14 protein-coding genes are annotated in these 14,986 nt (G+C 65.2%); 3 read left to right on the top strand and 11 right to left on the bottom strand.

Translation table 11 applies throughout. From position 1 onward, the window contains the following. The first annotated feature begins 14 nt into the window (after positions 1-14). Entirely contained in the window at positions 15-2,720 is a 2,706-nt protein-coding gene (gene ppc, locus GZH52_RS00210; RefSeq protein ID WP_163314544.1) for a phosphoenolpyruvate carboxylase, read from the top strand. Positions 2,721-2,739: 19 nt separating this feature from the next. Here ppc and GZH52_RS00205 read toward each other — a convergent pair whose 3' ends face one another. Beyond that, the gene (locus tag GZH52_RS00205) at positions 2,740-4,095 is read right to left on the bottom strand and encodes a sigma-54 dependent transcriptional regulator (RefSeq protein WP_163314543.1); all 1,356 of its coding nucleotides are present in this window, start codon (positions 4,093-4,095) and stop codon (positions 2,740-2,742) included. 138 nt (positions 4,096-4,233) lie between these two features. Here GZH52_RS00205 and GZH52_RS00200 point away from each other — a divergent pair, with 138 nt between their 5' ends. Further along, the gene (locus GZH52_RS00200; protein ID WP_163314542.1) at positions 4,234-5,559 is read left to right on the top strand and encodes an acetate kinase; all 1,326 of its coding nucleotides are present in this window, start codon (positions 4,234-4,236) and stop codon (positions 5,557-5,559) included. Positions 5,560-5,622: 63 nt separating this feature from the next. On the opposite strand, the gene GZH52_RS00195 is transcribed toward GZH52_RS00200, so the two are convergent. The 4 genes from GZH52_RS00195 to GZH52_RS00180 all read right to left on the bottom strand — a co-directional run bounded on the left by GZH52_RS00195 (position 5,623) and on the right by GZH52_RS00180 (position 8,324). Continuing rightward, complete coding sequence (locus tag GZH52_RS00195; protein ID WP_163314541.1) at positions 5,623-6,108, bottom strand: hypothetical protein; 486 nt, start codon at positions 6,106-6,108, stop codon at positions 5,623-5,625. Positions 6,109-6,204: 96 nt separating this feature from the next. Continuing rightward, on the bottom strand, positions 6,205-6,759 hold the full coding sequence (locus GZH52_RS00190) for a C39 family peptidase (protein ID WP_349290616.1): 555 nt from the start codon (positions 6,757-6,759) through the stop codon (positions 6,205-6,207). Between the two features lie 138 nt (positions 6,760-6,897). Further along, positions 6,898-7,248 (bottom strand): hypothetical protein, encoded by a 351-nt coding sequence (locus GZH52_RS00185; RefSeq protein WP_163314539.1) that lies wholly within the window; start codon positions 7,246-7,248, stop codon positions 6,898-6,900. 62 nt (positions 7,249-7,310) lie between these two features. After that, entirely contained in the window at positions 7,311-8,324 is a 1,014-nt protein-coding gene (locus GZH52_RS00180; protein WP_163314538.1) for a hypothetical protein, read from the bottom strand. Positions 8,325-8,654: 330 nt separating this feature from the next. Here GZH52_RS00180 and GZH52_RS00175 point away from each other — a divergent pair, with 330 nt between their 5' ends. Then, a complete protein-coding gene (locus GZH52_RS00175) occupies positions 8,655-9,206 on the top strand; it encodes a YaeQ family protein (RefSeq protein ID WP_163314537.1) in 552 nt (183 codons plus the stop codon). Between the two features lie 62 nt (positions 9,207-9,268). Here GZH52_RS00175 and GZH52_RS00170 read toward each other — a convergent pair whose 3' ends face one another. From GZH52_RS00170 to GZH52_RS00145, 6 genes are all read right to left on the bottom strand, one after another. After that, positions 9,269-10,507 carry an L-lactate MFS transporter gene (locus tag GZH52_RS00170; RefSeq protein ID WP_163314536.1) on the bottom strand — a complete coding sequence of 413 codons (1,239 nt, stop codon included), beginning with the start codon at positions 10,505-10,507 and terminating at the stop codon, positions 9,269-9,271. A gap of 238 nt (positions 10,508-10,745) precedes the next feature. Then, positions 10,746-11,129: a DUF2061 domain-containing protein gene (locus GZH52_RS17090; protein WP_163314535.1), complete on the bottom strand. Its 384-nt coding sequence runs from the start codon at positions 11,127-11,129 to the stop codon at positions 10,746-10,748. Positions 11,130-11,196: 67 nt separating this feature from the next. Beyond that, complete coding sequence (locus tag GZH52_RS00160) at positions 11,197-11,982, bottom strand: DUF3658 domain-containing protein (protein WP_163314534.1); 786 nt, start codon at positions 11,980-11,982, stop codon at positions 11,197-11,199. Next, positions 11,982-12,776 (bottom strand): serine O-acetyltransferase, encoded by a 795-nt coding sequence (gene cysE, locus GZH52_RS00155; protein ID WP_349290627.1) that lies wholly within the window; start codon positions 12,774-12,776, stop codon positions 11,982-11,984. The genes GZH52_RS00160 and cysE overlap by 1 nt, the downstream gene beginning before the upstream one ends. A 71-nt stretch (positions 12,777-12,847) precedes the next feature. Further along, complete coding sequence (gene rng / locus GZH52_RS00150) at positions 12,848-14,344, bottom strand: ribonuclease G (protein WP_163314532.1); 1,497 nt, start codon at positions 14,342-14,344, stop codon at positions 12,848-12,850. 8 nt (positions 14,345-14,352) lie between these two features. After that, positions 14,353-14,949 (bottom strand): Maf family protein, encoded by a 597-nt coding sequence (locus tag GZH52_RS00145; protein ID WP_163314531.1) that lies wholly within the window; start codon positions 14,947-14,949, stop codon positions 14,353-14,355. Positions 14,950-14,986 lie beyond the last annotated feature (37 nt).

Genomic DNA, 14,986 nt, shown 5'->3' with positions numbered 1-14,986 from the left:
GGTGGAAAACGCCAATGACACAAGAACTGGACAAGGATTTACCGCTGCGCGAAGACCTCGCGCGGCTCGACCGACTGCTGGGCGAGGTGTTGCGCGAGCAGGCCGGCGACGACACTTACCACGAGGTGCGCGCGATCCCGCTCGAGGTGCACGCCAATACCGGCGCGCTGCCCATGCTCGAGCGCCTGTCGCCGGCAGCGACCACCGCGCTGGTGCGCGCGTGCAGCCTGTACGCGCAGCTCTACAACATCGCCGAAGACCTGCACCATACCCGCCGCCGCCGCGCGCACCGCCAAGCCGGCTCCGCCCCGCAGCAGGGCAGCTTGAGCCGCGCGCTCTCGGCGCTGCACGGCGCGGGCCTGCCGCTTGCGCGGCTGACCGCGATGCTGGCAGACGCCAACGTCACCGCCGTCCTCACCGCGCACCCGACCGAGGTGCAGCGCCAGAGCGTGCTCGACGCACACCGCGCGGTACGCCGCTTCCTCTCCCGGCTGCACTACCCGGACGTGACGCCGGACGACGAGGCCGACCTCGAGCTGCGCCTGAAGCGCGCCATCCTCGCACTGTGGCAGACCTCCGAGATCCGCCACTTCCGGATGTCGGTCGCAGACGAAATCGAGAACGGCGTCGCCTACCACCCGCTGTCGTTCTTCACCGCGCTGCCGCGCATCTACGACGCGCTCGGCCGCGGCATCGCCGAGCGCTGGGGCGAGCGCCCGCGCCTGCCATCCTTCCTGCGCGTCGGCAGCTGGATCGGCGGCGACCGCGACGGCAACCCCAACGTCGACGCGTCGGTGCTGCGCCTGGCGAGCGACCGCCAGGCCGAGACCGCGTTCGCCCACTATTTCTACGAACTCTCCGGCCTCTACCGCGAATTGTCGCTATCCAGCCGCATGGTCAGCGTGTCGGCCTCGGTCGACGCACTGTCGGCGGTGTCGCCCGACGACGCCGAGAGCCGCCGCGAAGAGCCGTACCGCCGCGCGCTGGCGACCATCGAAGGGCGCCTGAGCTCGACCGCGCGGGCGTTGCACCTGCCGGTGGGCGGGCGCTGGTGCGCGGGCGAACCCTACGCCGACGCGCAGGCGGTGATCGCCGACCTCGCGCTGATCGCCGACTCGCTGGAGGCGCACGGCAGCGCCATCCTCGCCGGCGGCCGCCTGCTCAGGCTGCGCCGCGCGCTCGACGTGTTCGGCTTCTACCTGATGCCGCTCGACCTCAGGCAGCACGCCGACATCCACGCGTCGACCGTCGCCGAACTGTTCGCGCAGGCCGGGCTCGAGGAGTACCTCGCACTCGACGAAGCGGCGCGCGTGCGCGTATTGAGGCGCGAGCTGGCGACGCCGCGCCTGCTGTACTCGCCCTTCCTCGACTACAGCGCGCCGGTGCAGAAAGAGCTGGCGATCTTCCGCGAGGCCGCACGCATCAAGGCCCAACTGGGTGACGGCGCGATCACGCAGAGCATCATCTCCAACTGCGCGGCGGTCAGCGACCTGTTGGCGCTGGCGCTGCTGATGAAGGAAACCGGCCTGTTGCGCATCGTCGACGGCAGCCCGGTCGGCAGCGTCAACATCGTGCCGCTGTTCGAGACCATCGGCGACTTGCGCGCCGGCGCCGCCATCATGCGCGAGCTGTTCGCGCTGCCGTGGTACCGCCAGCTGCTGCAAAGCCGCGGCATGCTGCAGGAAGTGATGCTCGGCTACTCGGACAGCAACAAGGACGGCGGCTACCTGACCAGCCAGTGGGAGCTCTACCGCGCCGAGCAGCAACTGGTCGAAGTGTTCGCCGACGCCGGCGTGCGCCTGCAGCTCTTTCACGGCCGCGGCGGCTCGGTCGGCCGCGGCGGTGGCCCGAGCTACGAGGCGATCATCGCGCAGCCGGCCGGCTCGGTCGCCGGGCGCATCCGCATCACCGAACAGGGCGAGGTGATCACCGCCAAGTTCTCCGACCCGGACATCGCGGCGCGCAACCTGGAGGCGCTGGTCGCAGCGACCCTGGAGGCGACGCTCGCCGCAGACCGCCACGACCGCACCGACACCGCGCTGTTGTCCGAACTGTCGGCCGACGCGTACGCCGCGTACCGCGCGCTGGTCGAGATGCCGGGCTTCATGCAGTACTTCCTCGAGGCGACGCCGGTGACGGCGATTGCCAAGCTGAACATCGGCAGCCGTCCCGCCTCGCGCAAGAGCCTGACCTCGATCCGCGACCTGCGCGCCATCCCCTGGGTGTTCTCGTGGTCACAATCGCGGCTGATGCTGCCGGGCTGGTACGGCGTCGGCTCGGCGGTCGAGGCCTACCTTGCGCGCCACGGCGACGCCGGGGTCGACGCGCTGCGCGGGCTGTACCGCGACTCGCCATTCTTCCGCGTGGTGCTCTCCAACATGGAACAGGTGCTGGCCAAGGCCGACCTCGACCTCGCCCGCCGCTACGCGTCGCTGGTCGCCGACCAGGCGCTGTCGGATGCGGTGTTCTCGACCATCGAAGCCGAATGGCAGCGCACGCTGGCCGCGTTCTTCACGATCACCGGGCAAAGCCGCCTGCTCGAGCACAACCCGACGCTGGCGCGCAGCCTGGACACCCGGCTGCCCTACCTCGACGCGATGGGCGTGCTGCAGGTTGAACTCCTGCGCCGGCTGCGCGAGGACAGCGACGACGCCGAGGCGCTGTACGCAATCCACCTGACCATCAACGGCGTCGCCGCCGGGCTGCGCAACAGCGGCTGAAGCGCCGGCCTGCGGTGGCTCAGGACAGGTCCTTGCGGAACTGCCGCGGGGAAATTCCGTGCTTGGCCAGCAGCCGGTAAAACGTCGCCCGCGAGACGCCAATCTCGTGGGCGGCCAGCGCGCAGTCGCCTCCGTTGATGGACAGGGACTGCTGCAGGCTTGTCTTTTCGCCTGCTCCCCGTTGCACCCGCAGCAGGTCAGGACTCTCTGCCGGCCCTTCAAAACCCATGTCCGCCGGAGTCAGCACCCTGCCCCTGGCCATGATCAGCCCCTGGCAAATCCTGTTTTCCAGCTCGCGAACATTGCCCGGCCACGGGTAGGCCTGCATCAGGGCGAGCGCCTCGCCGGACAAGTGGCGCTCGGGCAGGCCGAACTTGTCCGCGTATTTGCGGATGAAATGCGCGGACAGCAACGGCAGGTCGCTCAGCCGCTCGCGCAACGGCGGGATGCTGATCTGGCAGACCCGCAGGCGGTGGTAGAGGTCCTCGCGGAAAGTCCGCTCCCTGATTGACTGTACAAGGTCGACGTGGGTCGCCGCGACGATTCTGGCGTCGACCTTCAGGTGTTTGCTGCCGCCAAGCCGGATGATCGTTCCCTCCTGCAGGAACCTGAGCATCGACACCTGGGCCTCGGCCGGCATGTCGCCGATCTCGTCGAGAAACAGCGTTCCGCCATCGGTCGCTTCGATATAACCGACCCGCCTCTCGTGCGCACCGGTAAACGCGCCCTTCTCGTTGCCAAACAGTTCGGACTGAACCAGGTTAGGTGCGAGGCTCCCGCAATTGACCGAAAAGAACGGACTTTTCGCCCTAGCCGAGCAATCGTGGATAAAGCGAGCGGCGAGTTCCTTGCCTGTCCCGGTCTCCCCGTGCAGCAACACGGTCACGTCCATCGCGCCGACCCTCGACAGGTCCTCCAGAAATCCAAGGAAAGCCGGATGCTCGCCGACGAAGCCGGCAACAGGTAGAGGCCGCAGTACCGGTACCCGCAAACCTGCCATGCCATAAGCGTGTCCGGCGATCGACAACAAGCGCAACAACGGTACCGGCACGGTGCAGAAATCGAAACAGAAATCGTCGACCAAGGCACGAACCCGTAAATCCTCACGCTCTTCGGGGTCGAGCAGGGCAATCCAGCGAATATGCGACGTCGAACCTTGCATCAACAGCCGTCTGCACTCGCCGACCGTAAGCCGCGTAATCCGCAGCAGCCCGACGGAAGCTTGCTGCCAGGGTGCGAATGCAATCACATCGCAGCTTGTCTGCAGCACATGCCAGCCAGCCTGCTCCAAACCTTCAGCCAGACCGAGTATGGGCACCCCGACGATCACCATACATCTGGCAGCACCAACCCGGCTGCATTCCTGTCTCGACATTTTCATGTCCTGTCCTGTCAACCCTCGCAGCATAGACGCTACCCATCCGGAGTCGAGTTATCCCATTTGATTTCCCATTAGGCGTCACGCATACCTAAAGGGTTGAGCAATTGATTAACGCAAGATGGGGAACTGCCCATGCATGAGCAAACGGGTACCTTGGCACTGCTCGCCGGCAGCATGCTGGGGCTGGCAGCCGGCCACTCACACGCCGCGCCGACACTGGCCGAGCAGGTCAGACTAATGCGGGAACAGATGCAGGCATGGGACAAGGAACGAGCCGCCAACAACGCCCAATTGAAAGCCCAGCAACAACGGATCCAGCAACTCGAGCAGCAGTTGGGCATCCGGCAGACGCCGGCAGCAGGTCAGACCACACCCGCAGCATCCCTGCAAGCGCGAACGGCCCCCGCCACGGCAGAAGAAGGCGCTCCCCATCAGGGCAATACCCCTGCAGTCAGCCAGACACCACGTGACAGCAACCCGGCGTCGCAGGCGAGGGTCGAGCAGATCGCGCAAACCTTCGACGTGCCAGGCGTGCTGACGCCCAAAGGCCAATGGACCCTGGAGCCCGCACTGCAATACAGCTACAGCTCATCGAACCGGGTTGCCCTGCTCGGCTACACCATCATCCCGGCGATCACCGTCGGACTGATCGACGTGCGGCGGGTCAACCGCGACAGCTGGATTGCCAGCGTCACCGGCCGCTACGGACTGAGCAACCGGCTCGAACTGGAAGGCCGCCTGCCCTATGTCTACCAGTCAGAAGATTCGATTCAACGCCCTCTGGGGACTGGCAGCTCACGGGATGAGGTATTCAATACGCGCGGCCACGGCATCGGCGACGCTGAGCTCGGCCTGCGCTACCAGTTCAACCAGCCGGTCGACGGTGGCCCCTATTTCATCGGCAGCCTGCGCGTGAAATCCGATACCGGCAAGGGGCCATTCGACGTCGACTACGTCTCCGATATTGACCGCGGCATCGACTACCTGAAGGAACAGCCGACCGGTAGCGGCTTCTGGGGCTACCAACTGGGCGTCTCGGCCATCCTGCCGTCCGATCCGGCGGTGCTGTTCGGCTCGCTGAACTACACATGGAACCAGAAATACGATGTCAACCAGACGCGCTGCGCACGCGGCGGCACTCAGGGGGATACCTGCAAGCCCGTTGTAATCGGGGAGGTCGACCCGGGCGACGTAATGGGATTCAGTGTCGGCGCAGGCATCGCGATCAACGAAAAATCGTCGATCAGCTTTTCCTACGAGCACAACGTGGTCGGCAAGACCAAGTTCAACGGCCAGACGCCGCCTGACGCCTACCGCGCACAGGTCGGCATGTTCCAGATCGGCTACGCGTACCGGCTGAACGAGCTCAGCACACTGAACCTGAACATCGGCATCGGTGCCACCGAAGACTCTCCGGACGCCCAGATCGCGTTGCGCATGCCTTACAACATCCTGTGAAACAGGAAGCAAGACGGCACAGACCTAAGGCCTGCGCCGCCTTGCTTTCGGCCTCACTGGTCATCAGTGCTGCAGGGTCTGGAGGACAGCCTTATTGACCTGCTCGAACATCAGCGAGCCTTGCATGGCATTCAGCAAGGGTGCAGCCACGTCTATCTGGGTGGACACCTGGATCACGCGTGCGTCGGCCGAGTTCTGCACGATCTGCTGCGGCAGCACCGTGTTCAGCAACACGCGCGTCGCACCGGGCCCCATACCGGCTACGACGGCCGGCAACTGCCCGCCGCTTCCGAGCAGCACGCCGGCAGGCAGACCGCCCCCCCCGGCCTGTTGGGTCGTCACCGTAACCTCGCCGCCACGCTTGCCCGCCATAGCGGCATCCATCAGCTTCCCGATATCGGGAATGTCCATCCGCTGCAAGGCCACCATCGCACCATCGATGGCGACCATACGCTGGATGCCGAAAGAAAAGACATTGCCGTTCGGCGAGTCGTAACGTCCGAACTGCTGCGCCAGCGCCTCGCCGGACTCTGCCCGCAACGACGACATGTCAAGCCGGTCGTCTCCCGCGGCGGCCCCGGCGCTGGCAGCACACAAGCACAACGCGGGCAAAAGGAATCTGCAATTCATTGCCGGAATTCCCGCTCAGAAGTCGCCGCTGCGCGGCAGCAGTACATAGAGGTCGGCTATCGGTGACGAACGCGCCACCGCCAGGGGCGCCGGCTCGCGCAAATGCCACTCGGCAGGCTGGTTAAAGCTCGCCTGCCCCTGCTGCTTGCGGTTGAGGATCACGAACAACACGCCGCTCCACATCTTTTCGAACTCCTTGCGCGGCAAGGCGCGTGTTCCCAACGCAGGGTCACCGACCAGCACCCGGTCGGTACTCATGCCCTTCACGACGACAAAGTGCCGGTAGCCTTGGTGGTTGAGCAGGACGATGGCCGGCACGCCCAATTCGGCCAGCTTGTAGAAAGGTACACGGTAACCGTTTGCCTCAAACCCCCGGCTCGACAGATAGCGCTTCATGTCGGCCATCGAGAAGCCGACCTGCATGATCCGCTCCTGGTCCCCGTCGGCGAACATCGCCTTGAATGTCTGTTCTTCCGTGGTCGGCTCGGCGTAATGGTAGGTGAGCAAGGTAGCCAGCGCAGCGGAGCCGCAACTGAAGTCGTAGCGCTGGCGCACAGTGTTCCTGAACACACGCTCCTTGATGCTCTGGACACCCACCCCCACCGCGCCGACTCCCGGCAGAGTCGCGACCAACGATCCGGACCACGCAGGCACAGCGCAGCACATCGAACACAGCAATAGGCTGCCTTGCAAAATGGCGCGCATGGCTCAGTACAGGCTGACGTTTAGGATGGTTGAGTTCTGGATCACGACCTGATTACCGCTGTTTTGCACCACGGTGCCGATCCCACTCATCCCCGAGAATGCATTACTCGAAATGGTGTTGGCACCCGTCACTACCGACGAGAAACTGCCGTCCCCGACCTCGGCCTCCAGGTTGGCCCGGTTCGAGATGAAGCGCAGCCTTTCCACCCGCTCACCGGCGGACTGCCCGTACTCCTGCCCCAAGTCGGTTGCCACCGGTAACTGGCTGACGTCAAGGCGCTCAATAGCAGGCTCGCCAGCGATGGCCGGCACACTGGTCAGGCAAGCGAACAACAAAGCACAGACTTGTCTCATCACGACTCCTCCAGCCCATTCCCGTCCCGGCCTACGGCCGGGACGGGTCAGGGAAAAGCCGGTTATTTGACGCTTAGATTGGACTGAACGTTGACAGACTGCTGGACCATACCGCTCAGACCGGTGTTTTGCGACACCTGGGTGATGCCGGCCGAGTTGGCCAGCGAACCACCGTCGACCGTGTTGTTACCGGTCTGCACCAGTGGCTGGGCGCTACCGCCCCAGTACGCACCCAGTCCACCCAAGGAAACCGACGCGACGCTGCCCTGCAGGTCGGCGCTGATCCAGGTGTTGATCGTCGAGGTCGTGTCGTTGTTCTGCGAATTGTCGGTCAACGTAGTCGTCGTGGTATTGAAGGAGTTGGACGCCTGCTGCGAGTTATCAGTCCGGTTCTTGGTAGTGGTCGTCGTCGTATTGTCGTTGTCCTGGTTGAAGGAGTTGGATGCCTGCTGCGAGTTGTCGGTCCGGTTCTTGGTGGTGGTGGTGGTGGTGGTGGTGGTCGTCGTCGTGTTGTCGTTGTCCTGGTTAAAGGAATTGGACGCTTGCTGCGAGCTATCCGAACTGGTCTTGGTCGACGTCGTCGTGCTGGTGTTCGTGCTTGTCGTGTTGTCGTTGTCCTGGTTGAAGGAGTTGGACGCGTGCTGCGAGCTGTCCGAACTGGACTTGGTCGACGTGCTCGTATTGGTTGCAGTGTTCGTCGCGGTGTTAGTGCTGGTGCTTGTATTCGTCGCCGTATCGTTGTCCTGGTTGAAAGAGTTGGCTGCGTGCTGCGAGCTGTCCGAGCTGGACTTGGTCGACGTATTTGTGTTGGTTGCAGTATTTGTAGCGGTATTGGTGCTGCTCTTGTTAGTCGTCGTGGTATTGAAGGAACCGGTCGCCGTATTCGAATTATCGGTCGGCGTGGATGTAGTCGTATTAGTCGCGGTGCTGGTGGTGGTATTGGTCTTGGTGACGCTGGACGTGGAGCCTTCGTTGGCGGCCGCGCCACCGTTGTCCGCGCCGACCAGATCCAAGGCAAACGCGGAAGACGTTGCAAAAGCCAGGCTCAGCGCGGAGATCATCGCAAGTTTTTTCATGACACACCTCACAGATTAGGGGGAATCAAGCATGCAAACTGCCATTGCTCCACGCCGCAACCGACCTTCGAAACGAATCCAAACCACCGTCCCTCGGCGCAGAGTCCGCGCTGTATAGCAACCCTCGTGCCAGTATGGGGAAAATAGCGTCAAGCCTCGTCCCGCTTGGCTTGTACAAGCTGGATACCCTCCTGCCACAGGGAGTTTTTCTCAAGAATGAGAAAAAACTGTCTCAATCGAGACAACCTCACGCTGTGAAAGTCTGACGCAACCACTTGCCGGCCCGAGGCCGCGAGTTGCGGTACACTGCGTGCTTTTACGGACGCGCCCATGGCACTCAAAGCCACCATCTACAAGGCCGATATCGACATCTCCGATATGGACCGCGGCTACTACGCCAGCCACAACCTGACCCTGGCCTGCCATCCCTCGGAGACCGTCGAGCGCATGATGCTGCGCATGGTCGCCTTCATCTTCAACGCGAGCGAGACGCTGGCCTTCACCAAGGACATCTGCGCCGACGACGAGCCCGCGCTGTGGCAGAAGAACTATTCGGACGAGATCGAACTGTGGATAGATCTGGGCGAGCCGGACGAGAAGCGTATCAAGAAGGCGTGCTCGCGCGCAGAACAGGTGATCGTGTACAGCCACGGCGGCCGCGCGTCCGACGTGTGGTGGCAGGCTATGGAGAGCAAGGTTGGCCGGTTCGACAACCTTTCGGTGATCGGCATCGGCCCCGAGACGCTGTCCGAGCTATCGGCGATGGCCGAGCGCAGCATGCAGCTCTGCGCCACCTTGCAGGACGGCCAGCTGTGGCTGTCCGACGGCACGCACAACGTGCTGGTCGAGGGCGTGCGCCTGAAGTCGGCTGCCCACGCGTAAGCCTTCCGCCAGACGAAAAAAAGCCGACCCGCGGGTCGGCTTTTTCATGGCTGCGCCTTGAATCAGGCGTTGGCAGCGGCGGTTTCTTCCGCCTTGGCCAGCTTCAGCGGCTTGGTCATGAAGCCCAGCACGATGGCGACAGCCAGCAGGCCTGCCGAGATCGTGAACGCCAGGCTGTAGGTGCCGGTGGTGTCCACCGCCCAGCCAGCCAGCATCGGGCCGACGAAGCCGGACACGCCCCATGCGGTGTACAGCACGCCGTAGTTGGCGCCGTAGTTCTTCAGGCCGTAGAAGTCGGCGGTGGTCGACGGGAACACCGACATCAGCGAACCGTAGGCCATGCCGGCGACGACGGTGCCGACCAGGATCATGGTGGCGTCGGTGTAGGTCGCGAACAGCATCATATTGGCGGCCTGCACGGCGAAGGCCAGCAGCATGGTGTTGGTACGGCCGATCTTGTCGGACAGCATGCCGCCACCGACGCGGCCGGAAGCGTTGGCGATCGCCAGGATCGACACCAGGTAAGCCGGGTTCAGCACGCCGGCCTGGTCGGTCGCGATCGACGCCAGGTTACCGATGATCATCACGCCGGCGGACGACGAAAACACGAACATGATCCACAGGAAGTAGAACTGACGGGTCTTCATCATTTCTTTCCAGGTCAGCTCGTGGCCCGAGGTCTTCGGTGCGGTCGGCGACAGGTTGGCCGGTGCGGCCGGGGTGTAGTCAGCCGGCGGGTTGGAGATCACGCGGGTCAGCGGCAGGCCGATCAACAGTACGGCGGCGCCCAGAATCATGAACGACTGGGAGATGCCGAAGTGTTCGATCAGGCTGGTGCACAGCGGCGCGAGGTAGACCGCGGCGAGACCGAAGCCGCCGACGGTGATGCCGGAGACCATGCCCTTCTTGGACGAGTGGAACCACTTCATCGCGGCCGGGGTCACGCAGGCGTAGGCGAAGCCGATGCCGGTGCCGACGATGCCGCCGAAGGCGATGGTCAGGCCCATCACCGAATCCTGCGGGATGAAGCTGGAGAGGATCATGCCGGCGCCGACCAGGGTCACGCCCAGGGTGATCACTTTCTTCGGACCGATACGGTCCTGCATGGCGCCTGCGGCCAGCAGCGCGATCGCCCACACCACGATGGCGACGTTGTACGGCATCGACGCGTCGGTGTTGGTCCAGCCCCAGTCGGCGACCAGCGCCTTCTTGATCACGCTCCACGCGTACAGCACGCCGATCGTGAGGTTGATACAGGTGCCGGCGACGAGGACGCCGGTAGCCTTGCTCATTTTGCTCATTTCAATGTTCCAGGTTGACAGCCCGCGGCACGCAGGGCGCGCCGCATCATGCGGATGCCACAAAAAGTGGCCCGTAAAGATCCGGCAGCGACTGACGGGCCGGATCCCGAAAGCGCGCCATTCTAATCAGGCTTCTGGATTTGAGCAACGTAATATTATTGTTTTCTAACAGGCTATTATGCCGCGATGAAAATAATTCCCCGCAAGCCCGATTTGCATCCCTCTGATGCCATATGGGTCAGGCGGGCAAGGCGCCGCCGCGGCCGCCGCGACGGGCCCACAGCTTCTCGTGCATGAAGTAGGCGAAAGTGTTGGCCAGGGGCTCGACCAGCGCGAGCAGGCCAGCCAGCGCGACGCTGCCGGTCAGCAGCCAACCCAGGCCGAAAGCGACCGTGAAATGGCACAGCGCAAAGGTCGCCGTCTTGGCCAGTTCGACGTGGCGCAGCGGCGTACGCGCGAGCAGGCGAGCCCACGCCTTGTCGTGGAAGTGGTAGGTGACGGTGTTGGTCAGCGGCTCGGCCAGCGCCATCGCGCCGGAGATGGCGAAGCTGCCGGTCAGCAGGTAGGCGACGCCGAAGGCGACCGTGAAGTGGGTCGCGGCAAAGGTGAGGGTCTTGGTCATGGCGTCGTCTCCGGTAATCTTTCCGTAGATGATAACCATTCTCATCTTTATCGCCAATTGAATGTCGCTAAGGGCGGATAGCCTCCACCCGGCGCGCGTGCCCTGCCCCGTCCAGCCGTAGCTCGCCGCGCGCGGCCAGCACCTGCAGCCGCCAGAACAGGAAGAGGTCGCCGACGAAGGCGTGGTCGATGCCGCCCATCGCCTCGCCGACCAGCCGCGCCGCGCTGACGCTGCCATGCCGGGCCAGCATCTCCAGCAGCACGCTGTCGTAGCACGACAGCGGACGGCCCTGCAGCACGCCGTCCACCACTTCGCGCACGCCGTCCCCGCTGTCCTGCCAGTGCGCCCACTCCGCCGCTAGCGCCTGGCGCTCACCGGCGCCAAGCAGGCGGGCGCAGCCACTCAGCGCGGCCAGCTCAGCCGGACTGAACAAGCCGACCGCCCACAAGCCGGGGCGAGGCGTGTCCAGATGCAGGCTGACGTCGACCACCCGCAGTTCACACTGCGCCGGGCATTGCGCGGCGAGCAGGCGCAACAGCAGCGCGTCGCCGGCATGGTTGCCCACCCACACCGTCAGCGGCGTGCCCTGCTCCCACGCCTGCAGCAAGGCCCGGCAGGCGGCGGCACGCTCGCGCTGCCACGCCTCGTCCCAGTCCGGCCCTGCGTGCGGGTAGGCCTGCAACAGGCGCAGCCAGTGCGCGGTGCGCAGTTGCGGGTCGACCTGGTCGGCGTCGGCCAGCGGCCCGTTGCCGAGGTCGTCCGGCCAGCCCAGCACCGTGCCGGCAAGCCGGCCGCCGGCGCACAACGTCTCGAGCGTATCGGCGGCGGCGCCGCCACTGGTCACGTGCAGCATCAGACCTTCTGGTCCATTTCGAGCGCCGGGGTGCCGGCCGCCTGCGCGACAATGCGCGCGGGCACGCCGGCGACCGTGGTATTGGCCGGCACGTCGTCGAGCACCACGCTGCCGGCGCCGACCTTGGCGCAATCCCCGACACGGATATTGCCGAGGATGGCAGCGCCCGCGCCTATCATCACGCCGTCGCCGATCTTGGGGTGGCGGTCGCCGCGCTGCTTGCCCGAGCCGCCCAGCGTCACGCCGTGCAGCAAGGACACGTTGTTGCCGATCACCGCGGTCTCGCCGACCACCACGCCTGTGCCGTGGTCGAGCATCACGCCGTAGCCGATGCGTGCGGCCGGGTGGATGTCGGCGCCCATCACCTCGGAGATGCGGTTCTGCAGGAAGTAGGCGAGCGTGCGCCGCCCCTGCTGCCACAACCAGTGGGTGACGCGCTGGCTCTGGATCGCGTGGAAGCCCTTGAAGTAGAGCAGTGGCGCCGAGTAGCTGTCGCACGCCGGATCGCGCTCGAAGCAGGCGTGGATGTCGGCGCGCACCGCGCCGATGATGGTGTCGTCGGCGGCGAGCGCCTCGTGGAACAGCTCCATCAGCGCGCGCGCGTCCATCACCGGGCTGGCGAGCTTGCTGGACAGGTGGAACGCCAGCACGTCCTCCAGCGAGGCGTGCCTGAGTACGGTCATGTGCAGGAAGCTGGCGAGCAGCGGCTCCTCGCGTGCCGCCTGTGCGGTTTCGGACAGGATGGCGCGCCACAGCGCGTCATCGCGGATTTCGTTCATGCCTTGCCTTTCAATGCCGTGGGCGGGCCAGATGGCCCACGCAAAAAGCCACGGATACACCCAAAACGCGCGGCGGGCAAGCCGCGCTACAGCAGGACGACGTCGAACTGCTCCTGCGTGTACGTCGTCTCGACCGACAGCGACACCGGCTTGCCGATGAAGTCGACCAGCATCGCCAGGCTCTGCGACTCCTCGTCGAGGAACATGTCGATCACCGGCTGCGCGGCGAGGATGCGGAAGCCCTTGGCGTCGAACTTGCGCGCCTCGCGCACGATCTCGCGCTGGATCTCGTAGCAGACGGTTTGCGCGGTCTTGATCTGGCCGCGCCCCTGGCAGGTCGGGCACGGCTCGCACAGCACGTGGGCGAGGCTCTCGCGGGTGCGCTTGCGGGTGATCTCGACGAGGCCCAGGCTGGTGAAACCGTTGAGGGTGACCCGGGTGCGGTCGCGCGCCAGCGCCTTGGCCAGTTCACCCAGCACCGCCTGGCGGTGCTCCTCGCTGTCCATGTCGATGAAGTCGACGATGATGATGCCGCCCATATTGCGCAGGCGCAGCTGGCGGGCGATCGCGTACGTCGCCTCCATATTGGTCTTGAAGATGGTCTCGTCGAAGTTGCGGGTGCCGACGAAGCCGCCGGTGTTCAGGTCTATGGTGGTCATCGCCTCGGTCTGGTCGATGATCAGGTAGCCGCCGAACTTCAGGTTGACCCGGCGCGAGAGCGCCTTCTCGATCTCCGCCTCGATGCCGTGCAGCTCGAACAGCGGGCGGTTGCCGCTGTAGCGCTCGATCTTGCCGGCGGCCGACTGCACGTACTGCTCGGCGAACTCGACCATGCGCTCGTAGTTCTCCGTCGAGTCGACGATGATGCTGCCGGTGTGGTCGCTGACCATGTCGCGCAGCACGCGCACCGCCAACGGCAGGTCCTCGTACAGCATCGACTGCGCGGGCAGCGTCTGCGACTTGGCACGGATGTCGGCCCACAGCCGCGACAGGTAGTCGATGTCGGCGGCTAGTTCGCGGTTGCTCGCCGTCTCGGCGCTGGTGCGCACGATATAGCCGCGCGGCGAACCCTCCGGCAGCAGGTTCTCCATGCGCGCCTTCAGGCTCTGCCGCTCCGAGTCGCTCTCGATCTTCTGCGACACGCCGATATGCTCGTCCTGCGGCAGGTGGACGAGGAAACGCCCGGCCAGCGAGATCTGCGTCGACAGGCGGGCGCCCTTGGTGCCGATCGGGTCCTTGATCACCTGCACCAGCACGGTCTGCCCCTCGAACAGCATGCGCTCGATGCGCTGCGGCTCGGTCGGGTGCTGGCGCTGCTCGAGCACGTCGGCGATGTGCAGGAAGGCCGCGCGCTCGAGGCCGATCTCGACGAAGGCGCTCTGCATGCCCGGCAGCACCCGCTTGACCTGGCCCAGGTAGATGTTGCCGACGATGCCGCGGCTGGCCGCGCGTTCGATGTGCAGTTCCTGCACCACCGAGTCCTCGAGCACGGCGACCCGCGTCTCCTGCGGAGTAATGTTGACGAGGATCTGCTCCTGGGGCCGCTGGATATCGCGCGGCAGGGGGATGGTCTGGTGCAGCATGGCGCGCCTCACGGGAAAGTCAGGCCGAAGGCCGTCAGCAGGCCGGCCGTCTCAAAGAGCGGCAAGCCCATCACGCCGGTGAAGCTGCCGTCGATGCGGCGCACGAACACCGCCGCCCGCCCCTGGATGCCGTAGGCGCCGGCCTTGTCGAACGGCTCGCCGCTGCCGATGTAGCGGGCGATGTCGTCGTCGGAGAGTTCGCGGAACCACACCTCGGTCACGCTGGTGGCCAGCTCCAGCCGGCCGTCCTGGCGGATGGCGACGCTGGTCACCACCTGGTGGCTGCGCCCGGAGAACGCGCGCAGCATGCGTGCGGCGTCAGCGGCGTCGGCAGGCTTGCCGAAGATCTCGCCGTCCTGCACCACCGTGGTGTCGGCCGACAGCAGCGGGCGCGACGGCAGGCCGCAGCGCTCCGCCACCGCCCAGCCTGCGTCGGCCTTGGCGCGCGCCAGCCGCTCGGTGTACGCGACGGCGTCCTCGCCCGGCAGCACCGACTCGTCGATGTCGGCGTGGATGCGCTCAAAGTTGACGCCGAGCTGCTCGAGCAGCTCGCGCCGGCGCGGGCTGGCCGACGCCAGATAGATCCGCGAGTCCGATAAAGTCATGGTTGCCCATCCCGAAATATTGAATCGTCACAAGGTT

Origin of the sequence: Crenobacter caeni, assembly GCF_010435965.1 — a bacterium.
GTDB classification, from domain to species: domain Bacteria; phylum Pseudomonadota; class Gammaproteobacteria; order Burkholderiales; family Chromobacteriaceae; genus Craterilacuibacter; species Craterilacuibacter caeni.
Note: the sequence above shows the minus strand (reverse complement) of the source record. Positions and strands in the feature narration are given on the sequence as shown.